The 22808-nt window shown below is 71.9% G+C and carries 19 protein-coding genes and 1 tRNA gene; 9 read left to right on the plus strand and 11 right to left on the minus strand.

The genetic code is table 11. The features are described from left to right. Positions 1-162: 162 nt before the first annotated feature. Positions 163-239, minus strand: a tRNA-His gene (locus tag MKK82_RS24935). A gap of 232 nt (positions 240-471) precedes the next feature. On the opposite strand from MKK82_RS24935, the gene MKK82_RS24940 reads away from it, so the two are divergent. Continuing rightward, positions 472-2403: a chloride channel protein gene (locus MKK82_RS24940; protein ID WP_238287065.1), complete on the plus strand. Its 1932-nt coding sequence runs from the start codon at positions 472-474 to the stop codon at positions 2401-2403. Between the two features lie 92 nt (positions 2404-2495). Next, positions 2496-3587 (plus strand): tartrate dehydrogenase, encoded by a 1092-nt coding sequence (locus MKK82_RS24945; protein ID WP_238287064.1) that lies wholly within the window; start codon positions 2496-2498, stop codon positions 3585-3587. A 91-nt stretch (positions 3588-3678) separates the two neighbouring features. Here the strand turns inward: MKK82_RS24945 and MKK82_RS24950 are convergent, their stop codons facing one another. Next, complete coding sequence (locus MKK82_RS24950) at positions 3679-4956, minus strand: polyhydroxyalkanoate depolymerase (RefSeq protein ID WP_238287154.1); 1278 nt, start codon at positions 4954-4956, stop codon at positions 3679-3681. A 274-nt stretch (positions 4957-5230) separates the two neighbouring features. On the opposite strand from MKK82_RS24950, the gene MKK82_RS24955 reads away from it, so the two are divergent. From MKK82_RS24955 to purQ, 5 genes are all read left to right on the plus strand, one after another. Further along, a complete protein-coding gene (locus MKK82_RS24955) occupies positions 5231-6616 on the plus strand; it encodes an ActS/PrrB/RegB family redox-sensitive histidine kinase (protein WP_238287063.1) in 1386 nt (461 codons plus the stop codon). Between the two features lie 46 nt (positions 6617-6662). Then, positions 6663-7262: an ActR/PrrA/RegA family redox response regulator transcription factor gene (locus tag MKK82_RS24960; protein WP_091782791.1), complete on the plus strand. Its 600-nt coding sequence runs from the start codon at positions 6663-6665 to the stop codon at positions 7260-7262. 104 nt (positions 7263-7366) lie between these two features. After that, on the plus strand, positions 7367-7606 hold the full coding sequence (locus tag MKK82_RS24965) for a hypothetical protein (protein ID WP_243987239.1): 240 nt from the start codon (positions 7367-7369) through the stop codon (positions 7604-7606). 140 nt (positions 7607-7746) lie between these two features. Further along, a complete protein-coding gene (gene purS, locus MKK82_RS24970; RefSeq protein ID WP_243987210.1) occupies positions 7747-7986 on the plus strand; it encodes a phosphoribosylformylglycinamidine synthase subunit PurS in 240 nt (79 codons plus the stop codon). Further along, positions 7986-8666 carry a phosphoribosylformylglycinamidine synthase subunit PurQ gene (gene purQ, locus MKK82_RS24975; RefSeq protein WP_238287061.1) on the plus strand — a complete coding sequence of 227 codons (681 nt, stop codon included), beginning with the start codon at positions 7986-7988 and terminating at the stop codon, positions 8664-8666. Before purS ends, purQ begins: the two co-directional genes overlap by 1 nt. A gap of 322 nt (positions 8667-8988) precedes the next feature. On the opposite strand, the gene MKK82_RS24980 is transcribed toward purQ, so the two are convergent. The 5 genes from MKK82_RS24980 to MKK82_RS25000 form a co-directional block, all read right to left on the minus strand. Next, positions 8989-11418 carry a penicillin-binding protein 1A gene (locus MKK82_RS24980; RefSeq protein ID WP_243987212.1) on the minus strand — a complete coding sequence of 810 codons (2430 nt, stop codon included), beginning with the start codon at positions 11416-11418 and terminating at the stop codon, positions 8989-8991. Between the two features lie 170 nt (positions 11419-11588). After that, a complete protein-coding gene (locus tag MKK82_RS24985; RefSeq protein ID WP_238287058.1) occupies positions 11589-12848 on the minus strand; it encodes an N-acetylmuramoyl-L-alanine amidase in 1260 nt (419 codons plus the stop codon). Between the two features lie 123 nt (positions 12849-12971). Then, entirely contained in the window at positions 12972-13628 is a 657-nt protein-coding gene (locus tag MKK82_RS24990; RefSeq protein ID WP_243987213.1) for a hypothetical protein, read from the minus strand. A gap of 200 nt (positions 13629-13828) precedes the next feature. Beyond that, positions 13829-14182 (minus strand): phasin, encoded by a 354-nt coding sequence (locus MKK82_RS24995; protein WP_238287054.1) that lies wholly within the window; start codon positions 14180-14182, stop codon positions 13829-13831. A gap of 314 nt (positions 14183-14496) precedes the next feature. Continuing rightward, positions 14497-15771, minus strand: a complete 1275-nt coding sequence (locus MKK82_RS25000; protein WP_243987214.1) for a glycosyltransferase — start codon at positions 15769-15771, stop codon at positions 14497-14499. A 112-nt stretch (positions 15772-15883) separates the two neighbouring features. Between MKK82_RS25000 and MKK82_RS25005 the strand changes: the two genes are divergently transcribed. Next, on the plus strand, positions 15884-17149 hold the full coding sequence (locus tag MKK82_RS25005) for a glycosyltransferase family 4 protein (RefSeq protein WP_238287051.1): 1266 nt from the start codon (positions 15884-15886) through the stop codon (positions 17147-17149). A gap of 228 nt (positions 17150-17377) precedes the next feature. Next, positions 17378-17554, plus strand: coding sequence for a hypothetical protein (locus tag MKK82_RS25010; RefSeq protein WP_238287050.1), 177 nt, complete (start codon positions 17378-17380; stop codon positions 17552-17554). Between the two features lie 284 nt (positions 17555-17838). On the opposite strand, the gene MKK82_RS25015 is transcribed toward MKK82_RS25010, so the two are convergent. From MKK82_RS25015 to MKK82_RS25030, 4 genes are all read right to left on the minus strand, one after another. Then, positions 17839-19521, minus strand: coding sequence for an acyl-CoA dehydrogenase family protein (locus MKK82_RS25015; RefSeq protein WP_238287049.1), 1683 nt, complete (start codon positions 19519-19521; stop codon positions 17839-17841). A gap of 219 nt (positions 19522-19740) precedes the next feature. Then, complete coding sequence (locus MKK82_RS25020; RefSeq protein ID WP_238287048.1) at positions 19741-19947, minus strand: hypothetical protein; 207 nt, start codon at positions 19945-19947, stop codon at positions 19741-19743. A gap of 148 nt (positions 19948-20095) precedes the next feature. Then, positions 20096-21646, minus strand: a complete 1551-nt coding sequence (locus tag MKK82_RS25025) for an FAD-dependent oxidoreductase (protein WP_238287047.1) — start codon at positions 21644-21646, stop codon at positions 20096-20098. Between the two features lie 108 nt (positions 21647-21754). Beyond that, positions 21755-22645, minus strand: coding sequence for a DMT family transporter (locus MKK82_RS25030; RefSeq protein ID WP_238287046.1), 891 nt, complete (start codon positions 22643-22645; stop codon positions 21755-21757). Between the last annotated feature and the right edge of the window lie 163 nt (positions 22646-22808).

Below are 22808 nucleotides of genomic sequence, written 5' to 3' on the forward strand. Positions count from 1 at the left end.
CGCGGCGCGTCCCGGTGCGAGCCTGCGGGGCGGGCCCGGGCGTCCTTGGGACGGGATCGGCGAAGCGAGGCCGCCACGGCAGCCGTGAGCCAGTGCGGGGCGCCGGACAAGCGAAGAGGGGCCGGCGATCCGCCAACCCCTCGCGCTGTCCGGCTGAATGGATGGTACCACCGCCCCGGCTCGAACGGGGGACCCCCAGATCCACAATCTGGTGCTCTAACCAACTGAGCTACGGCGGCACTGGCGGGCGGTGTATCGTGGGCTGCGGCGGTTTTCAAGGCGAACTGTGCGACGCGATGCGGAGCCGGTGGACGCAGCGGCCGATCAACCCCCGGGAGCCTCCGGCGAAGCGCCCCCTGGCCGGGTGTCCTGTGGCCGGGCGACCTGTGAGATGCTCTAAGTACGGGGCGGGGCCGCGGCGCCGACGGTCGGTTCGCCGGCCGGGATGGACCGGGGACTGGGGAACGGACCGTGAGCGCGCGACAGCCAGCGGCGGCCGCGGGCGGGGGGCAGACCTCCGCCGGCAGGGCAGCGGACGCGGCGGGCCGGACAGCCCCCCGGCCGGGGGGGCGCACCCGCCGGCGCTGGACGGGAGCCGGGATCGTCCAGGCCCCGGGCCGCCTGCGCAGCCTCGTCCGCCGGAGCGAGGGCGGCCTCGTGGCGCTCGCCACCCTGGTGGGCAGCGTCGCCGGGGTGGCAGTCTCCGCCATGAGCTGGGTGACCCAAAGCCTGCGGGAGCTGCTCTTCCTCCTGCCCTCGGGCCTGCGGCTGAGCGCGGCCGACACCGTGACGCCGGCCCTCCTGCTGGTCGGCCCCTGCCTCGGCGGGGCGCTGCTCGGTGCGCTGATCGTCGGGATGCAGTACGTCCGCGGACCGCGCAAGCGCCCGGCCATCGACCCGATCGAGGCGAACGCCCTGCACGGCGGCCGGATGTCCCTGCGCGACAGCGTCTACCTCGCCGCCCAGAACGTGATCTCGAACGGCTGCGGCGCCTCGGTGGGGCTGGAGGCCGGCTACACGCAGATCGCCTCCGGCCTGGCCTCGCGCCTGGGGATCGCCTTCGAGGTGCGCCGGAGCGACCTGCGGACGCTGGTCGGGTGCGGCGCGGCCGGGGCCATCGCGGCGGGATTCGGCGCACCGCTGGCCGGCGCGTTCTATGCCTTCGAGCTGATCATCGGCACCTATTCGATCGCGACGCTGACCCCCGTGGTCGTGGCGGCGCTCTGCGGTAACCTCGTCTCCCGGTCGCTGATCGAGGCGCAGCCGCTGGTCGATCTCGGCGACATGCAGGCGGTTACGACCTCGCACGTCACCAGCATGGAGATCCTGCCGAGCCTCGCCCTCGGCCTGATCTGCGCGGCCCTCGGCATCCTGATCATGCGGGGGGTGACCCTGGTGGAGCGGCTGGTCCAGGCCTCCGGGATACCGCGGGCGGCCGCCCCGGCCTTCGGGGGGCTGTGCGTCGGCGCCCTGGCCCTCGTGGCGACCCCGCAGGTGCTCTCGGGCGGCCACGGCGCCCTGCACATGCACTTCGCCGCCGAGGGTCAGGGCCACGGGATCGCCGCGCTCGCCGGGCTGTTCGCCGCCAAGGCGACGGCTTCGGCGATCTCGATCGGCTCCGGCTTCCGGGGCGGCCTGTTCTTCGCCTCGCTCTTCCTCGGCGCCATCGCGGGCAAGCTGTTCGCCGCCCTGGCGCCGATGCTGGTGCCGCCGCTGGCGGGATTCGGCCTCACGCCGCTCGCCTACGCGGTGATCGGGATGAGCGCGCTGGCCGTGGCGATCATCGGCGGCCCGCTGACCATGACGTTCCTGGCGCTGGAGGTCACCGGCAGCCTGCCGATCACCGGGGTGGTGCTGGCGGCGGTGATCGCGTCGTCGCTCACCGTGCGGAAGACCTTCGGCTACTCCTTCGCCACATGGCGCTTCCACCTGCGCGGCGAGAGCATCCGCAGCCCCCACGATGTCGGCTGGATCCGCTCGCTGACGGTCGGCCGGCTGATGCGGCGCGATCCCGAAACCGTGGCCCTGGACACGCCGCTGCCCACCTTCCTGCGCGCCCATGCCCTCGGATCGCCCTCGCGGGTGATCGCCGTGGACGGGCGCGGGCGCTACGCGGGGATCGTGAACGTGCCCGAGACGCACGCGGCCGCCCGGGAGGCCGCGACCGCGGCGCAGCCGGTGCTGGCCGATCTCCTACTCCACACGAACACCTTCCTCACGCCCGGCATGAACGCCAAGGACGCCGCCGCCGCCTTCGACCGCGCCGAGAGCGAGGCGCTGGCCGTGGTTGACGGGCCCGAGACCCGCAAGGTGCTGGGCCTGCTCACCGAGAGCCACACCCTCAAGCGCTACAGCGAGGAACTCGACCGTCAGCGCCGGGCCATGGCGGGCGAAACCGACTGATTGTCAGGGCCGGGTGTTGACCGGATACCCGGCGGCAACAACCCTGACCCAGACGACGGGACGTCGACGACCCGACACACGTGAGAGGATCTATGGCCGATCAGACCAGCAGCCAGCAGCGCCGCTACCGCATCGCGGTGATCCCGGGTGACGGCATCGGCAAGGAGGTGGTGCCCGAGGGCGTGCGCGTGCTCGAGCAGGCGGCCAAGCGGCACGGCTTCGCGCTCCAGCTCGACTGGTTCGATTTCGCGAGCTGCGACTACTACGAGCAGCACGGCCGGATGATGCCGGAGGACTGGAAGGCGCAGATCGAGACCCACGACGCGATCTATTTCGGCGCCGTCGGCATGCCGGAGCGCGTGCCGGACCACGTCTCCCTGTGGGGCTCGCTGATCCTGTTCCGGCGGGAGTTCGACCAGTACGCCAACCTGCGCCCGGTGCGGCTGATGCCGGGGGTGAAGTGCCCGCTCGCCGACCGGAAGCCCGGCGACATCGACTTCTGGGTCGTCCGGGAGAACACCGAGGGCGAGTACTCGAACGCGGGCGGCCGGATGTTTGTCGGCACCGACCGGGAATTCGCCCTGCAGGAGACGATCATGACCCGCCACGGGGTCGACCGGATCCTCAAGTTCGCCTTCGAACTGGCCCAGAAGCGCCCGAAGAAGCACCTGACCTCGGCAACGAAGTCGAACGGCATCTCGATCACCATGCCGTACTGGGACGAGCGGGTGCGGGAGGTGGCCAAGACCTATCCGGACGTGTCCTGGGACCAGTACCACATCGACATCCTGACGGCGCACTTCGTCCTGAACCCGGATCGGTTCGACGTGGTGGTGGCCTCCAACCTGTTCGGCGACATCCTGTCGGACCTGGGGCCCGCCTGCACGGGCACGATCGGCATCGCGCCGTCCGGCAACATCAACCCGGAGCGGGTGCATCCCTCCGTCTTCGAGCCGGTCCACGGCTCGGCGCCGGACATCGCCGGGCAGGGGATCGCCAATCCGATCGGCCAGATCTGGTCGGGGGCGATGATGCTGGAGCATCTCGGGGAGCACGCGGCCGCCGCCGAGATCGTCGGCGGGATCGAGCGGGTGCTGTCCGAGCGGACGCTGCGCACCCGCGACCTCGGCGGGAATGCCGATACGCAGGCCTGCGGCAAGGCGGTGGAGCAGGCGCTGGGGTAGGGGATCGGGGCGGGATGCGGGCGCGCGACCCGCCCGGCCGGATCCGCGCCGGACGGGTGGCGCGCCGCGCCGCCGCCTCAGCTGACCTGCCTTAGCTGACCTGCCGCAGGTGCCCGCCGCGCGCACCGGGCGCCGCCTGCATGGCGCGCATGAAGGCGGCGATGCGGGGCGCGATCACCGCCCGGTAGCGCGAGCCGTTGAACACGCCGTAATGGCCGACGCCGGCCTGGAGGTGGTAGGCCTTGCGCGCCTCCGGCAGGTTGGGCGTCAGGTCGAGGGCCGCCTTGGTCTGGCCGACGCCGGAGATGTCGTCGTTCTCGCCTTCGACCGCGAGGATCGCGCAGCGACGGATCGCCCCGAGCTCGACCGGCGTGCCCCGGTGCCGCATCCGGCCCTGCGGCAGGGCGTGGTCGACGAACACGGTCTGCACGGTCTGGAGGTAATACTCTGCCGTGAGGTCCATCACGGCGAGGTACTCGTCGTAGAAATCCCGGTGCTTCTCGGCGGAGTCGCCGTCGCCCCTCACCAAGTGGTCGAACATGTCGGAATGGGCGGTGACGTGGCGGTCGAGGTTCATCGCCATGAAGCCCGAGAGCTGCAGGAAGCCCGGATAGACCCGCCGCCACGCCCCCGGGTAGATCGGCGGCACGAGGCTGATCGTGTTCTTCTCGAACCAGGCCTGCCCGCGCTCCTGCGCGAGGCAGTTCACGGCCGTGGGCGAGCGGCGCGTGTCGATCGGCCCGCCCATCAGGGTCATCGAGGTCGGCACCGCGGGCTCGGCGGCGGCCTCCATCAGCGCCACCGCGGCGAGCACCGGCACCGCCGGCTGGCACACGGCCATGACGTGCAGGTCCGGCCCGAGGACCGCGAAGATCTCCTGGAGATAATCGATGTAGTCGTCGAGGTCGAAGCGGCCGGCGAGCAGCGGCACCATCCGGGCGTCGGTCCAGTCGGTGATGAACACCCGGTGGTTCGGCAGCATCGCCTCGACGGTGCCGCGCAGCAGCGTCGCGTAGTGCCCCGACATCGGTGCGACGATCAGCAGTTTCGGCTGCGCCTCCGCGGGCGGCGTCGGGAAGGCGCGGTCGAAGGCGATCAGGCGGCAGAACGGCCGCTCCCAGACCACCCGCTCCGTGACGGGGACCGGGATGCCGTCGCTCACCGTCTCGGTGAAGCCGAAGGCGGGCTTGCCGTACTGGCGGGTGACGCGCTCGAACATCTCGCAGCCGGCGCTGACCGCGCGGGCGTAGGGTCCGTAGGCCAGGGGGTTGCCGGGCAGCTGCAGCCCGTAGCGGGTGAGGTCCGCGGCGACCCGGGCCGGCGCCATCAGGGCGCGGGCGCCCTCGTACATCGAGTAGGCCAGCAGCATCGTCACCTCGCGGTCTCACGTCCGGCCGCCGGCGCCCAGCCCATCGGCCCATACCTCCCGCGACACGAATCGAGAGGATAATGCCCCACCCTGAACGAGGGTGGAACATCCCGCACCCGCGGCGACTTGCCTGGGACACGTTCCTGTGACGACGTGAGCCAGCGACGCCGCGTCCGGGTCGGCTTGCCGGGATCCCCGCGCCTGCGTCATGCGGTGCTGATCCGCGATGAGGCCGGGCCGGCACGGTCCGTCCAGCGACGCACCGAAGCAGCGCATGCCCGACACCGACCTCAGCGGCCTCGGCCGCGACGCGCGACACCTGCGGCTCGACACCTTCGTCCGCCTGCGTTGGCTCGCCATCACCGGCCAGAGCGCCGCCGTCGTCGGCGCGCAGTTCGGCCTGGGGCTGCCCCTGCCGTTCGGCTGGTGCTTCCTGGTGATCGCCACCTCGTCCTGGCTGAACCTCGCCCTGCGGATCCGTTTCCCGGCGAGCTACCGGCTCAGCGACGATTCCGCGGCGCTGCTGCTCGCCTTCGACATCGTCCAGCTCGCCGCCCTCCTGTTCCTCACGGGCGGCCTGCAGAACCCGTTCTCGCTGCTGTTCCTCGCCCCCGTCCTGATCTCCGCCACGGCGCTGCCGCCGGAGCGGACGCTGGCGCTGGGCCTCCTGGCGGTGGGGCTCGCCACCCTGCTGGCCCTGGTCCACCGGCCGCTCCCCTGGTTCGCGGACGGGCGGATCGAGCTGCCGTTCCTGTACGTCTCGGGGGTCTGGACCGCGATCCTGCTCGGCACCGCCTTCACGGGCGTCTACGCGTGGCGGGTGGCGGAGGAGACCCGGCTCCTCGCCCAGGCCCTCGCGGCGACCGAGCTGGTGCTCGCCCGCGAGCAGCACCTCTCGCAGCTCGACGGGCTGGCGGCCGCGGCGGCCCATGAGCTGGGCACGCCGCTCGGCACCATCATGGTGGTGACCAAGGAACTGATCCGGCAACTCGGGCCCACGGCCTCGCCCGCCGTGGCGGAGGACCTCGACCTCCTGCGCGAGCAGGTCGACCGCTGCCGCGGCATCCTGGGCAAGCTCACCTCCCTCGACGGGGACGGGGCGGGCTTCCTGGAGACCGTCACGTTCAGCCACTTGGTGGAGGAGCTGGTGGCCCCGCAGCGGGGGCTCGGCGCGGTCCTGGACGTCGCCAGCACGGGCGATGGGCCGGAGCCGGCCTGCCGCCGCAACCCCGGCGTGATGTTCGGGCTCGCCAACATCCTCGACAACGCCGTCGACTTCGCCGAGGCCAGGGTCTCCGTGGAGGGGCACTGGGGCCCGGAGCGGGTCTGGATCGAGATCCGGGACGACGGCCCCGGCTTCTCCAGCGAGGTGCTGTTGCGCGCGGGCGAGCCCTACGTGACGACCCGCAGCCACGACCGGCAGCAATCCGGCGGGACCGTGGGCGCCGGGCTCGGCCTCGGGTTGTTCATCGCCAAAACGCTGATCGAGCGCTCGGGCGCCCAGCTGACCCTGATGAACGTCTCGGCCCCCGACGCCCACGGCGCGGTCGTGCGGATCTCGTGGGCCCGCCACATCTTCGAGCGGGGGGCGGTGCCGCGACATTCTCCGGAACTCAATATACGCACCCCCCTGCCACCGCGCGATGCGGTACCTATATAGGGGACAGACCAAGAACCCGACGACGAAAACCTGAAAGGAGTGCCGGATGCTCACGCAGCCCGGGACCTCGGCGGCGACCGACGCTGCCGTGATCAACGATGCCGATCCGCTGGCGGCTTTCTCCGACCGGAGCCTGCTGATCGTCGACGACGACAAGCCCTTCTCGACGCGTCTCGCGCGCGCGATGGAGAGCCGAGGCTACCACGTGCAGGTCGCCGACAGCGTGGCCGATGGCGTCTCCGCCGTCGAGGCGCGGGCGCCGGCCTTCGCGGTGATCGACATGCGCCTCGGCGACGGCAACGGCCTCGACGTGATCGCCCGCCTGAAGGAGCGCCGGCCCGAGGCCCGGGGCGTGATCCTGACCGGCTACGGCAACATCGCGACGGCCGTCACCGCGGTGAAGCTCGGCGCCTTCGACTACCTCGCCAAGCCCGCCGACGCCGACGAGATCCACGGCACCCTCATGGCGCAGCCCGGCGAGCGCGCCGACCCGCCGGAGAACCCGATGTCGGCGGACCGGGTCCGCTGGGAGCACATCCAACGGGTCTACGAATTGTGCAGCCGCAACGTCAGCGAGACTGCCCGGCGCCTGAACATGCACCGGCGGACGCTGCAGCGGATCCTGGCCAAGCGCGCACCGCGCTGAGGCGGGCCGGCACAATCGGTTGCGCAGGCCGGCCTTCGTGGGCTAGCTGCACGGGTCTCGGGCGGTAATCGCCCGGGACCCGAACGTTTTTGAGGGCGCAGATCGTGAACGGGCGCAACGCCATCACCATCGTGAGCATGATGGTCCTCGTCGGCACAGAGGTGTTCGCCGTGGCCATCGCGGCCGGGTGGGCCCTGGCGGGCCTGTTCGATCTCGGAGACCGGTTGGGCCACGTTCTGATGGGCGTGTTCAGCCTGTTCGCGGCCTGGATCATGCTCCAGCTGTGGCGCCGGGCGACCAGCATCGAGCCGTTGCGGACCGCCCCGACCGCGCCCCGCCGGTAGGCGAACCGCGCGCGGACCCGTCCTGTCATCGCCTTGCTGGCGAGCCGGGAACGTCCCTGCTAGAACCGCTCCGCGGCCGGCTGCGTAACGACGCCGCAGGTCGCGCCCCGTTCCAGGCCCCGTGTGAGACCCGAAGCCCCATGAAAGCCCGTATCATCGTCACCCTGAAGACCGGCGTTCTGGACCCGCAGGGCAAGGCGATCGAGGCCGCCCTCAAGTCGCTGGCCATCGAGGGGATCAACGGCGTGCGGCAGGGCAAGGTCTTCGACATCGAGGTGTCGGCGACAGACGGCGCGGCCGCCGAGGCGACCCTGCGCACGGCCTGCGAGAAGCTGCTGGCGAACACGGTGGTCGAGAACTACGCGATCGAGATCCTCTGATGCGCGCCGCGGTCATCGTCTTCCCGGGTTCGAACCGCGAGACGGACGTGGTCCGGGCGCTGCGGCGGTCGGGCGCGCAGGTGGATCTGGTCTGGCACGCGGACCACGAACTCCCGGTCGGAACCGACCTCGCCGTCCTGCCGGGCGGCTTCTCGTACGGCGACTACCTGCGCTGCGGCGCCATCGCCGGGCGCGCGGCCGCGATGGATGCGGTGCGCGCCCATGCGGGCCGCGGCGGACTCGTGCTCGGCATCTGCAACGGCTTCCAGATCCTGTGCGAATCCGGCCTGCTGCCCGGCGTGCTGATGCGCAACATCAACCGGCGCTTCATCTGCCACCGGCAGACGCTCCGGGTCGAGCGCACCGACACGCGCTTCACCAGCGCGTACCAGCAGGGTCAGGTGATCGACGTCTGCGTCGCCCACGGGGAGGGCAACTACTTCGTCGATCCCGAGACCCTGGCGCGGGTCGAGGGCGAGGGCCGGGTCGCGTTCCGATACTGCGACGCGGACGGAAACGTCACCGTGGAGGCCAATCGCAACGGCTCGCTCAACGCGATCGCCGGGGTTCTGTCGGAGCGCCGCAACGTCCTCGGGATGATGCCGCATCCGGAGAACTTTGTCGAAGGCCTGATCGGCGGGACCGACGGCCGCGGCCTGTTCGACAGCTTGGCGGCCTAGGCGCCGACGGCGGAGTTTTATCTTAACCGGCGATTAGGGTTTTCAATTTATAAAGAGGGCATCCAGAGATCTGGATGTCGAGCGGTATCTTCTGTCCGCTCTGTTTGATGCCTCCCTGAAGACTTCTCGAAGCCGCTCCCACCGGGGCGGCTTTTTTCTGTGCGCCGGGCGGTTCGCCGCGGCGTCCCGCGCGAGCCTCAATCGGCGCCCGCGGGATGACGCACACGTGTCGACCGGCCGGTGGAACGTCCGCGAACCGTCGCGCGCCCCGCTCGGAGCCTGAGACGAGACCGGCGGGTGTAGCCACCCGCCGGCGATCCCCTCAGTACAAGCCGCCGGCCTGCGCGGCCCGGTCGGCATCCGGCGGCACCGCCGCGGCGGCGGGCGCCGCGCTCTGGCCGCCCGAAGACGCCACGTAGGAATCCGGCGGCGCGGTGCCGGGCTTGAACGCCTCGAGGATCGTCCCGGCGCCCTCGCCGGAGCCGGCCCGGGTGCCGCTGCCGAGGTTGACGCGAATCAGCTTGATGCCCGGGGGCACGCGGAACGGCGTCGGCGGCTTGTCCTTCAGGGCCGTCTTCAGGAACTCCAGGGCGATCGGTGCCGCCAGCCCGCCGCCGGTGGCGCGGTCGCCGAGGGAGCGCGGCTTGTCGAAGCCGAGGTAAATCCCGACCGCGAGATCCGGCGAGAAGCCCACGAACCACGCGTCCTTGGCGTCGTTCGTCGTGCCCGTCTTGCCGGCGAGCGGCTTGCCGATCTGCTTCAGGATGGTGGCGGTGCCGCGCTGGACCACGCCCTCCATGATCGAGACCATCTGGTAGGCGGTGAGCGGGTCGAGCACCTGCTCGGAATCGTCCACCAGCTTGGGCTCGTCCTGACCGGACCACTTCTCGGCGTCGCAGCCGATGCACTTCCGGTTGTCGTGCCGATAGATCGTCTCGCCGACGCGATCCTGGATCCGGTCGATCAGGGTCGGGCGGATGCGCCGGCCGCCATTGGCCAGCATCGAGTAGGCCGTGACCATGCGCATCACCGTGGTCTCGCCCGCGCCCAGCGACATCGGCAGAACCGGCAGCATGTCGTCGTAGACGCCGAAGCGGCGGGCGTACTCGGCGATGAGCGGCATGCCGACATCCTTGGCGAGCCGGACCGTCATCAGGTTCTTCGAGTGCTCGATGCCGTGGCGCAGGGTGTGGGGGCCGCCGGACTTGCCGTCGTAGTTCGAGGGCGTCCAGGCCTCCTGGCCGGGGCCGGCCTCGATGGTGATCGGCGAATCCTGCACGATCGAGGCGGGGGTGTAGCCGTTGTCCAGCGCCGCCGAGTAGACGATCGGCTTGAACGAGGAGCCCGGCTGGCGCATCGCCTGGGTGGCACGGTTGAACTCGGATTCGTCGTACGAGAAGCCGCCGACCATGGCGTGGACGCGGCCCGTGTTCGGGTCCATGGCCACGATGGCGCCGGAGACCTCGGGCTTCTGGCGCAGGCGGAACTGGCCGCGGCCGCCTTCCATCGCCTCGACATAGACCATGTCGCCGGGCTGGAGGTTGGCGCGGCCGGCCCAGCGCATGCCGTCGGGGGTGATCACGCCTGTCTCACGGTCCTTGCCGACCTGACCGGACGCCTCGCGCCGCGGCTGGAGGCCGACCTGCACGCCGCCGCCGCCGTTGCCCAGCACCACGGCGAGCCGCCAGGGTGCCACGTCGCCGAGCGCCGGCACCTCGGCCGCCGCCATGCCCCAGTCGCGTCCGGTCAGGTCGACCTTGCTGACGGGACCGCGCCAGCCATGGGCCTGGTCGTAGCGCACGAGGCCGTCGACCAGCGCCTTCCGGGCCCACCCCTGCATCTTCGGATCGAGGGTGGCGCGCACCGAGAGGCCGCCCTCGTAGAGCTTCTTCTCGCCGTAGCGCTCGGAGATCTCGCGGCGGACCTCCTCGGTGAAGTAGTTGGCGTTGGCGGCGTTCGGGAAGGCGACCCGCGGGTTGACGCCGAGCGGCATCTTCTTGGCGGCGTCCGCCTCCTCCCGGGTGATGTAGTTGTTCTCCGCCATCAGGCGGATGATCTCGTTGCGGCGGTCGAGCGCCGCCTGGGTCTTGCGGTAAGGGTGGTAGTTGTTCGGCCCCTTCGGCAGGGCGGCGAGGTAGGCCGCCTCGTTGATGGTCAGCTCGTGGACCGACTTCCCGAAGTAGTCGAGCGCCGCGGCCGCCACGCCGTGCAGGTTGCGGCCCGGGACGATCGTGCCCAGGAAAATCTCGTTGAGGTAGAGCTCGAGGATCTTGTCCTTCGAGTAGGCCGCCTCGATGCGGAGCGCCAGCAGCGCCTCCTTGATCTTGCGGTCGTAGGTCTGCTCGGAGGACAGCAGGAAGTTCTTGGCGACCTGCTGGGTGATGGTCGAGGCGCCCTGCCGCTTGCCCGACTTGGCGTTGGTCAGGAAGGCGCGCACGATCCCCTCGGGGTCGATGCCGCCGTGCTTGTAGAAGTTCTTGTCCTCGGCCGACAGGAAGGCCGCCACCACGATCTTGGGCATCGCCTGGATCGGCAGGTAGAGGCGGCGCTCGCGGGCGTATTCGGCGAGCAGCGAGCCGTCCGAGGCGTGGACGCGGGTCATCACCGGCGGCTCGTAATTGGCGAGCGCGGCGTGGTCCGGCAGGTCCTGGCTGTACTTCCAGTAGAAGTAACCGCCGGCCGCCGCTCCGATCACGAACAGCACCGCGGCGGCGCTGAACAGGATCCCGAAGAAACGAAGGATCAGACGCATCCGGTGTTCCGCTCGTCGCTGGCCCGGCCGCATGCCGGAATCGGCCCATCCGGCGCGTTGCGTCCGCTCTCGATGCGGTCGGCCTCCGGATGCTCCCGTCAGGCCCCCTCGGATTGCCGGTTCAGCGGCGGTGCGACGGGGCGTTCGGACGCCCCGTATCGACACTTACTCTATGGTAAAACTGGGGCGATGGCGGCCGAACGGCGCGTGGTGGCCGGTCGGCTTAGCGTGGCGCGATTGGTGAAGAACAGGTCGATCGCCTTGGCCATGGAGCCGGTGACGCCGGCCCGCCAGTCCGGCGATTGCAGCATCTCCAAGTCGCGCTTGCTGGAGAGATAGCCCAATTCCACCAGCACGCTGGGCACGTCGGGGGAGCGCAGCACCACGAAGCGCGCCTCGCGGTGGGGCTTGGAGCTCATCTCGATGACGGGCGCGAGCTGACCCATCAGGGTGCGGGCGAAGCCCGACGAGAAGCCCCGGGTCTCCCGCAGGGTCAGCTCCTGCAGGATGTCGGCGATGTCGGGCGGGGCCTCGGCGGCGTCCACCCCCGCGGCGGCGTCGGCCCGGTTCTCGCGCTCGGCGAGCTTGGCGGATTCGGCGTCCGTGGCCTTCTCGGAATTGGTGTAGATCGTCGCGCCGCGCACCTGGGGGGCCGCCGAGATGGAATCCGCGTGGATCGACACGAACAGGTCGGCCTTGGCCCCGCGGGCGAGGCGCACCCGCTCGGCGAGCGGCACGAACACGTCGCGGTCGCGGGTCATCCGAACCCGGTAGCGGCCGCCCGCCTCCAGCCTCTCGACCAGCGCCTGGGCGAAGCCGAACACGATGTCCTTCTCGAATACGCCGCCCACCGCGATGGCGCCGGGATCGGTGCCGCCGTGGCCGGCATCGACCATGATCAGCGGGCGCTGGTCGGCGGGTTCGGGGGCGGCGCTCCGGGCCTGGGCGGGGGCGGGGTCCGCCGCCGCGGCCGCCTTGCGGAACGCCTCGCGGTCGACGCGCTGCAGGGGAATCGTGAGCAGGACGGCCCCGTCCCGTTGCCGGGTCGCGGTCTCGATCCGGCCGACGGTCGCCGGGCCAGCGAGGTCGATTACGATGCGGGAGCGGCCCGGGGCGAACAGGCCGTAGCGGAAGGATTGCACGAGGCCCTCGCGGCGGCCTCCGGTGCCGGATTCGAGCTGGAAGTTCACTTCCGGCAGGTCGATCACCGCCCGGTCCGGCCGCTCCATCACGAAGCCGCGGGCCTCGACGGCGCGGGACAGGGTCAGGGTCAGGCGCGTCGTGCCCGCCTGGCTCGCGAGATCGGCCCCGATGGCGATGGCGGGCTTATCGCCGTTCTGCGCGACGACCGGTGCCCCCGCCAGCGCGGCAGACAGCGCGACGGCGAGGCCCAGACAGGCGGAACGGATCAGGCGCGTGCAACTCGGCATCGGTCCGGTATCGTCTCCCGTGCCCTCCGTGCAGGCATGGGACCGGCTTGGTTAACGGTCGGTTGCCGGGGCCGGTTCGATCCGGGAGCCTTGCCCGCGGGATGCGACAAATCTGGGGCCGCGTCAGCGGAACGCGACGATGCGGCTCGCCTTGCCGATCACCGTGACCCAGCAGGTCAGGGAGGCGTCGGCGGCGCGCTGGGCCTCGCCGACCTGCAGGCGGATGATCTCGGCGGGCGAGCGGGCACCCGAGAGGGCGCGCAGATGCGCCATGGCGGCCTCGCCCTCGCCGCGCATGTAGCGGGCGACCGTCGAGCCGATCTCGACGACGTCGAAGCGCTCCGCCGCGATGGCGACCCCGCCCGTCGCTTCGGCGTGGACATTCCCGTTGGCCGCCGCCCGCAGCACGTCCGGGATCTCCGGAGCGACCGCGGCCTCGGCGGCCGCCGGAGCAGGCTCGGATGCGGGCTCGGGTTCGGCCGCCGGAGCGGCCTCGGCGGCCGCCTCATGGTCCGGTTCGGGTGTGTCGGTGTCCTCGGTGACCCGAGCCAGCGCCTGCTCCAGGGTCGCGGGGGAGACCTCGGGTGCGATCTCGGGCGGCAGCGCGGTCGACGTTCCGGCCGTCGGTTCGGCGATCGGTCCGGCCGTCGGTGCGGCCATGGCCTCGACCGCTGCGGGCGGCTCCGCCGCCTTCTCCGTCACCAGGGGCGTATCGGTGACGACGGGGGACTTCGGCTCCCAGGCGGAGCGCGGCCCTCTCGGTCGACGCGGCTTTCCCATGGCGCGATGTCCTCCTGCCCGCTGTGGCCCATCCGGACGGGGGCGGCGGCCGGACGGTAGGGGCGGCCGGCCCGCTCGCCCTGTCGGGGCCGGACCTGTGACGCTCGAGCGTCGAATGTCGGGATCCGGCCGGCGCACGACGTCCGCCCGGATCCTGGAGCGCGACCCCGGACCTGGCGGTCGGGGTCGCGCGGACGGCCTTAGCGGGCCACGTTCTGCGCGAGGGCGCCGTAATCCTTGGCCTGAGCCTGGAGTGCGGCGAACTGGCTGCGGACGAACTCGGACTGGAGCTCGAACGCCTCGCGGAGGTCCTTCGTGCGCACGAGCTTCTGCGCGAAGTCGAAGGTCGCGTTGGCGTTGGTCTGCGCGTGCTCGAACCCCTTGGCGACCGCGGCGCTGAAGGTCGACTGGAAGGTCTGGCCCGACGTCTGGGCCTGCTCGGTGGCCTTGACGGCATTGGCCATCAGGGTGCCGACGGCGTTCCGCGCCTGGTCGACGCTCTTCTCAGCGAAGTCGCGCATCTCGGTCGGGATCTCGAAATTCGGGGTCTGCATCGATGTCTCCAGCGTCATTCTTGGAGCGGGACGCCGTATGCGTCCGCGGTGACGCGCCTCTATATGTTGCAGTGCAACAAGAAGTCAAGTGCATGTTTTGCGGCTCCGCTCGAACCGCCGAGGCCCGATAAAATGCCGATGCCAAGCTTCCGTGCAGTCATCGCGGCGTCCGCTCGCCGTCTGACTGCGGGCGAGCAAGCTCTGCCGGTCGTCGGCGACGGCTCGATTGGCATTCCGAGCGGACGCCGGGTTTACAAATTTATTTCCTCCTGTCCAGAGGTGGCGGAAGGATATTGTATTCTGTTCGGCGGCCGTCAGGCCGGCTCGATCTCGGGATAGACCGCGCCCGGCGCATCCCCCGGATGCTGCGGCGCACCAAGAGCGATCCGGGCCAGCCGCTCGTACAGGGATCGCAGGGCCGCGGCGTGCGCGCCGATCGTCATTGGCTCCGCGCGGAAGCGGCGGCGGGCTTCCGCCCCGAGGATGCGGGCACAGGCGTCCTCCCGCAGGGCCGTGAAGGCCTCGGCCAGCGGTGCGACGGCGGGGGCGACCACGAAGCCGGTCTGCCCATGCCGGACCTTCTCGGCGGCGCCGGACCGGTCAGAGGCGACCACCGGGATCCCGGCCGCCAGCGCCTCGTAGACGGTGAGCGGACCGGTCTCGTACCAGCGCGAGGGCGCGGCCAGCGCCCGGGCACGGCTGCGCAGCATCGCCCAGACCGCCTCCGGCGCCTGCCAGCCGACCACCGCCACGCCGGGCCGGGCGCGCAGCTCGGCGTCCAGCGGGCCGGCGCCGATGAACAGGGCCGGGAGACCGGCGGCCCGGGCGGCGTCGGCCACGAGGTCTGCCCCCTTCTCCCGGGTCAGGCGCCCGACATACGCGATCGCGTCGCCGCTGGCGGGCGTCGCCGGTGGCCCCTCCGCGACCCGGACCGGATTGTCGATGCGGTGATGGGTGACGGCATAGCCGCCGAGCAGGTCGCCCAGGAGCCGGCGGCTCGCGTCGCAGACGTGGACGACGTGGAGCGGGTGGCCGCGCAGCGCGTGCCGCAGCGTCGCCGCGCGGGCGACGCGCACGAGCTTGTGGGCGCGGCTGCGCGGGTCGCAGGGCGCCGTGAGGCAGGCCGAGGACAGCGGCGCGAGCCCGCAGGGCTCGGCCCGGTCGAAGCGGTAGTAGACGCCGTTCGGGCAGGCCAGGGCGTAATCGTGCAGGGTGACGACCAGCGGCGCCCCCGCCTTCGACAGGACCGGGAAGACCGCCGGCGACAGGGCTCGGGTCCACTGGTGCAGGTGGATGATGTCCGGCCGCGCCGGCAGCGCGGCGAGGGATGCGGCGAGCCGGCGCGCCGCGGCCGCGTGCCAGATGCCGGCTGCCGCCGCCCGGACGCCGCCCAGCGACCAGATGTCGGGCAGATCGAGCCCGATCCGCCGGATGCCGGCATGGTCGAGCATCGGGTCGGCGGGCCCGGGGATGGCCTGGATGTAGGTCACCGCGACGCCGGCCTCGGCGAGGCCGCGGGCCGATTCGAGCGCCACCTTCTCGGCCCCGCCGCTGGCGGCCGCGAACTCGGCCAGGATGACGACGTGCATGCGGCTTTCCCCGGCGCTCGACGGCGGAAGCATGGGGGATACCGGTTTACGGGGGATCAACCGCCGGCTGTTACTGACTTCGGTCCCGGATCACAGCGGCGGAACCCCTGACGTGCACGTCGTCCTCGTCGCAGACCACGCCGCGATCAACGGCGGCCAGGCCAAGGTCGCCATCGAATCCGCCCTGGGCCTCGCCGCCCGCGGAGCCCGGGTCAGCCTGTTCGCGGCGGTGGGCCCGGTGGATCCGCGGTTGGAAGCCGCCGGCATCCGTGTGGTCTGCCTGGATCAGGACGACGTGACCACGGCGCGCAGCAAGCTGGCCTTCGCCGCCCAGGCGATCTGGAACGGGACGGCGCGCCGGACGCTGGCGCGGGAACTCGCCGCCTGCGATCCGCGGGACACGCTGGTCCACGTCCACGCCTTCGCCAAGGCGCTCTCACCCTCGATCGGCCCGGCGCTCCGGGATGCGGGCCTGCCCTGCCTCTACACGATGCACGAGTTCTTCCTGGTCTGCCCGACCGGCGGCTTCTACGCCTATCCGGAGCAGCGGATCTGCCACCGGCGGCCGATGTCGACCGCCTGCATCGTGGCGAACTGCGACGCGCGCAGCTACCCGCGCAAGGTCGCCCGGATGATCCGCCATGCCGGGCTCGTCCAGGTGGCCCGGCTACCGGAGCTGTTCTCCCACGTCATCACGATCAGCGACCTGCAGGAGGGCGTCGTGCGGCCCCTGATGCCGCCCGGCACCGTGTTCCACCGGGTCGACAATCCGATCGCCGTGGCGGAAGCCCCGGTGCACGACGGGGCGCCGGGCGACTTCCTGTTCGTCGGCCGGATCTCCACCGAGAAGGGCGCGCCGATCTTCGCCGAGGCGGCCCGGCGGGCCGGCGTGCGGGCGGCGTTCGTGGGCGACGGCCCCCAGCGGGACGATCTCGCGGCGCGGTATCCCGAAGCCGCGATGTGCGGCTGGCGCGACGCCGCGGGCGTGCAGGCGCTGATGCGGCAGGCCCGGGCCCTGGTCTTCCCGAGCGTCTGGTACGAGGGCCAGCCGCTCACCGTCTACGAGGCGCTGGCCTGCGGCACGCCGGTGATCGTCAGCGACGCCTGCGCCGGCCGGGAGGCGGTGATCGACGGGGAGACCGGCTTCTGGTTCCGCTCGGGCGATCCGGACGCGCTCGCCGCGCATCTGCGCCGCCTGTCGGACGACGGGCTCGCCACGCGGATGGGCCGGGCGGCCCATGACCGCTACTGGACGGCGCCGCTGAGCCTCGACGCCCATCTCGATCGCCTCGAAGGAGTCTACGAGACCGTGATGCGGGCGGCATCCGCCCGTGGGCACGCGGGTGCGGCGGCGGAGCAGGCGCTCGCCACCGTGTGACGGCCGCCCCGGTTCATCCGTCTCCGCCAGCGGAGCCGATCTTTCCAGCAGGCGACAGATCCCTCGCGGGCATCAAGTCCCTTGGCGCGGCACCGCCCCGGGCGACTGCGCCGCGCCGGTCGTGACGGAGCGGCCCGATCGGCCCGGAAAGATCGGAAACACCCGCCGTCCTTCGCGTTGATGCGCACCGGCACCCTTGCGTGCCCCCGTCACGGACGAGCGACCGACATGGCCGAGGACCAGAAGAAGAACGAGACCCAGCCGGGTTTCCAGCAGGACAGCGCCAAGCCGGGCGATGCGAAGAATCCCGACAACAAGCAGGAGAAGCTCAGCGAGCGCCTGGACGACGCCCTGGAGGAAACCTTCCCGTCGAGCGATCCGGTCTCGGTGAAAATCACGAAGTAGCGTTCGGGGCAGGAGACGCCGGGCGTGCAGCCGCGCTCCGGTGGCTGTTCGGCGCGTCGGGATGGGGCTGTCACCGCCCCCTGTGGGGGAGGGGGCCCGATGGGCGCCCGTCGCGTCAGCAGAGGTCGGGACACGGGCATCCCGCCTCCCGACAGGGCGCGGCGACCTTCACGCAGCGCCGAGCTTCGTCCTGGTCCGTTGTACCCCTCCCTCCCCGCGGAGGGGCGGGAGGGGTGGGAGGGGCGCGATTCCCGGCGCCCCGATCCCTTGACGGATCCCCGTCGTCAGGCGGCTTCGAGCAGGCGGCGAGCGATGACCTGCGCCTGGATCTCGGCCGCACCCTCGAAGATCGAGAGGATGCGGGCGTCGCACAGGATCCGGCTCACCGGATATTCCAGCGCGAAGCCGTTGCCGCCGTGGATTTGCAGGGCGTTGTCGGCCGCCGCCCAGGCCACGCGGGCGCCGAGCAGTTTGGCCATCCCGGCCTCCAGGTCGCAGCGCTTGCCCTCATCCTTCTCGCGGGCCGAGAAGTAGGTGAGCTGGCGGGCGATGTTGATCTCGACCGCCATCATGGCGAGCTTGTCGGCGACCCGCGGGAAGCTGAACAGAGGCTTGCCGAACTGGACCCGCTCCTCGGCGTAGCGCAGGCCCACGTCGAGGGCGGACTGGGCGACACCGATGGCCCGGGCCGCGGTCTGGATGCGGGCCGATTCGAAGGTCTGCATCAGCTGGGCGAAGCCCTTGCCCTCGACCTCGCCGAGTAGGTTGCCGGCCGGCACCGCGAAGCCCTCGAAGGCCAGCTCGTATTCCTTCATGCCGCGGTAGCCGAGCACCTCGATCTCGCCGCCCGACAGGCCCTCGACCGGGAACGGCTCTTCGTCCGTGCCGCGGGGCTTCTCGGCGATCAGCATGGAGAGGCCCTTGTGGCCCTTCTCCTCCGGCTTGGTGCGGACCAGGACCGTCATGATGTCGGCGCGGACCGGGTGGGTGATCCAGGTCTTGTTGCCGGTGATCTTCCAGACGTCGCCCTCCTTGGTGGCGCGGGTGCGCAGGCTGGCGAGGTCGGAGCCGGTGTTCGGCTCGGTGAACACGGCGGTCGGCAGGATGTCGCCCGAGGCGATCTTCGGCAGGAAGCGCTGCTTCTGCTCCTCGGTGCCGCCGCACAGGATCAGCTCCGCGGCGATCTCCGAGCGGGTGCCCAGCGAGCCGACGCCGATATAGGCGCGGGACAGCTCCTCCGAGACCACGCACATGGCGGTCTTCGGCAGGCCCATGCCGCCGTACTCCTCGGGGATCGTCAGGCCGAAGACGCCGAGCTCGGCCATCTTGGTGACGATCTCCATCGGGATGTAGGCGTTCTGCAGGTGCCACGCGTGCGCCTGATCGACCACCTCGGCCTTGCCGAAGCGGCGCATCTCGGAGCGGATCGCCTCCATGTCCTCGTCGAGGCCGGAGGCGCCGACCGTCGCGGCGCCGCCGCCGTCGCGCATCTGCGCCACCAGGGCGGCGCGGTTCTCGACGGTGTTGCCCTCGGCGATCAGGGTCTCCACCGCGTCGGTGCGGTAGGCGGCCACCTCCTTGGCGCTGAGGCCGAGGGAGCCGGTGGGGCGAACCATCTCGCCCTGGCTCATCGGGATGCCGGAGAAGAGCTGGTCGAGATACTCGCCGGCGCCGATCCGGACGAGGAGCGCCTCGGTCTCGCCGAACCGGCCCTCGCCCCGGAGACGCTCGGCATAGCCGCCGAGTTCGTTCACGGCCTCCGCGTAGGTCGCGAGCCACGCGAGGCCGTGGGCGGCGTGCTGCTGCGCCTCGAGCTTGGCCGCATCGATCCGCCCGTCCGTGCCCAGGATCCGCGTCCGCACCCGGCGGGTGGCTTCCGCGACGAGGGCCTTGGCGCTTTCGCCGGCGGACTTGGTCAGGGAGACGAGATCCTGCGGCTCGGACTGGATGGCGGGGGATGCGGACATGGTTCTGACTCGCGTGGCGTCATATTGGATCGTGTCTTCTAACCTGTCCCGGCCCGAGGCCGAAGCAGATTTCATTTGGTCCGCCTTGAACTCAAGTTGAAGACGGCGGCCCTGCCCGCGGCGCGCGTGCCTTCACAGTCGAGGGCGGCGCGTCACGGGGGCGCGTGCCGCACCGGAGACTGAAAAGCCGCGGTCCTGTTCGTGCGGAAGCCGTCCGGCTCAGCGCTTCTGCTCGCAGCGGGTCTTGACGTAAGCGCCGTCCTCGCCCTTGAACCCGGCATTGGCCGCCAGCACCGGTCCCTGGACGAGGCATTCCTGCAGGGTGTGCGCCGGGCCGGTGATCACGTCGATGGCGGTGTCGCGCGAGCAATCCGGAGCCTGGACGGAGGCGGCACAGATCAGGGCGATGACGACGATCGAGTTCATGGTGCCTCCCAGGGGCCCGGCTTCCAGGACGGCGGGCGGCGCTTACCGAAAGATGGACTGCCGGAACTGGTTCCATCGGTGCGACGGCGACCGGTCGGGCGGGCGCGGCGACGCGACGGCGGCGCGGCGCGGCGCGGCGCGACCGATGTCACACCAGCGCGGCGAGGTCCGCGCCGGCCTCGATCACCTCCGGCCTCGGCACCCGGTTCTCGCCCAGCAGGTGCAGGAACGCCGTGAAGGCCGGGTTGCGCCCGATGCTGCAGGCGGCCACCGCCCGATCCGCGCGGACGTAGTAGGCGATGAAGTCCAGCGCGGCGGGATCGCCCTGCAGGATGATCCGGTCGAAGCCCGGCGCGTAGCCGCCGTAATCCAGGCGCTTGTCGCCCTGGTTGCTCCAGAAGAACGGCGTGCCGGAGAATGCGTCCGTCGCGCCCAGCATCGCCCGGGCCGCGTGGGTCCCGTGCTGCTGCGCCAGGCGCCAGTGCTCGATCCGGGCGGTGAGCCCGCTGCCGCGCTCGGGGAAGGCCGCGATGTCGCCCGCGACCCAGACGCCCTCGGCGAGCTTCAGGTCGCCCCCCACCGGGAGGCCGCCGTTCTCGTCCGGCTCCACGCCGGCGACGAGCGCGGTCTCCGGCGCGGCGCCGGCGCCGATCAGCACGATGTCGGCCGGCAGCCGCGCCCCGGCCCCGGTCTCCACCGCGGCAACCCGCCCGTCGCCGACGATCCGCGCGACGGTCCCGGTCACGAAGGTCACGCCGTTGCCGGCATGGTAGCGCTTCAGCGCCGCGCCGACGGCCTCGCCGAAGCGCTTGGCGAAGGGCACCGCCTCGCGCGACAGGACCGTCACCGACAGGCCGCGCTTGGTCAGGAAGGCCGCGGCCTCCAGGCCGATGAAGCCCGCCCCGACCACCACAGCGCGCCGGGCCTGCGCCGCCGCGTCGCTGAGCCGCACCGCGTCGTCGAGGCTGCGCAGGGTCATGACCCCCTCGTGATCCCGACCGGCGAAGTCCGGGGCCACCGCGCGGCTGCCCGTGGCGATCAGCAGGGCGTCGCCGGTGAGCACCCGCCCGTCCGCCAGGGTGACGCTCCGGGTCGCCGGATCGATCCGGGTCGCCTCGGCCGCGATCCCCTCGACCCGGTGCGCGGCGCAGAAATCCGGCTCCAGCAGGGTCTCCTCCGCGGGCGTCGGCTTGGCCAGGAACTGCTTGGACAGCTTGGTCCGGTCGTAGGGCGGGCGGGCCTCGCGGCCGACCATGGTGATCGCCCCCGGGAAGCCCTCGCGCCGGAGCGTGGTGACGCAGGCGACCGCCGCCGCGCCGGTGCCGACGATCAGGACCGTCTTGACCGGCGTCTCGGCACGCTTGACCGGGGCGGGCTCGGGGTTTAGCAGCGCCACCGCCTCGCCGCCCTCGATCCGGACGGGATAGCGGGTGAGCGCCTCGAGCGCCGGCGGCTCCTCCAGGCTGCCGTCGGCGAGGGAGAACGCCGCCTTGTGCCAGGGGCAGTAGAGCCGGCCGCCGCAGATCTCGCCCTTGGCCAGCGGCGCCCCGAGATGCGGGCACTTGGCCTGGAAAGCGCGGACGCCGTCCGCGTCGCGCACGAACAGGACCGCGTCGTCGCCGGCCTTGCCCTCGGCCTTGCCGCCGAGGGGGATCGCGTCGAGGGCGAGGCGGATCTCGCGGGGCCTGTCCTGATCCATCCTCGCCTCGCGCGGTGCCGGTCCGGGCTCTCGTGACCCGCGCACCAAACCGCGAGGCCGCGAAGGGTTTCCGGGCCTTCGGTCGCAGGGCCGGCCGCTCGCCGCCGCTCATCCCCGGCTGGCCACCGCGACACCCAGGGTGGCGAGGGCCATCCCGGCGCCCTGCAGGGGCGTCAGCACCTCGCCGAACAGCAGGAAGCCGAGGAGGGCGGCAACCGGCGGAACCAGGAAGAACAGGGCGGCGACGCCCGCCACCGCGCCGCGCCGGATCAGCGCCAGCAGCAGCAGGATCCCCGCCACCGAATTGACCAGCACCGCCCAGGCGAGGCCGAGCCACAGGGCCGGCGCCGGGTCGATCGCCGCGCTGCCGAAGACGAGCGCCAGGGGGATTGCGCAGGCCATGCCGCCGACGAACTGGAGCGTCGCCCCGGCCAGCAGGTCGACCCGGCCGCCGGTGCGCTTCTGCCAGAGGGTGCCGAAGGTCAGGGCCAGGACCGCCACGAAGCTCACCGCGAGCGCCTGAGGCGGGATCCCCGACGGGTCCGTGGCGCCGAGCTTCGGGGCCAGCACGAGGCCGGCGCCGGCGAAGCCCATCAGGATGCCGAGCGCCCGGCGGCCGCTGACGCGCTCGCCCAGCAGCGGTTGCGCCAGGAGGGCGGTGAGCAGCGGCTGCAGGCTGCCGACGAGGGCCGCGATGCCGGCCGGGAGACCGTGGCTCACCGCCCAGAAGGTGCTCGACAGGTAGACGCCCTGCATCAGGAAGCCGGCGATGACCGGATCGCGCCAGCCGGCCCGGTCGGCGGGCCACCGGACGCGGGACGCGGCCGCGATCCCGGCCAGGACCAGGGCGACGGCGGTGAAGCGGACCGCCGTGAACGCGAAGGGGTCGGCATGCGGCACCACGGCCCGCGCCGAGATGAAGCCGGTCGCCCAGATCGGGACGAACAGGGCCGGGAGGGCGCTGGCCGTGAGCGTCGAGGAGCGTGCGGGGTTCGGCATGGCGGGATCTAAGGGGCATCGGGCCGGTGAGTCGCAACGCCGATTCAGCCCTTCGGCGCCCGCGCTCCCCGCGCGCGCGGTCGGCGTGGCGCGCGTGCGTCACCGGCGGGCGTTCGGGACCGGATCGGGCCGGCGGCGTTGACGGGCGGGGCCCGGCACCGTT

Source organism: Methylobacterium sp. E-046, from assembly GCF_022829625.1.
Lineage (GTDB): Bacteria > Pseudomonadota > Alphaproteobacteria > Rhizobiales > Beijerinckiaceae > Methylobacterium > Methylobacterium longum.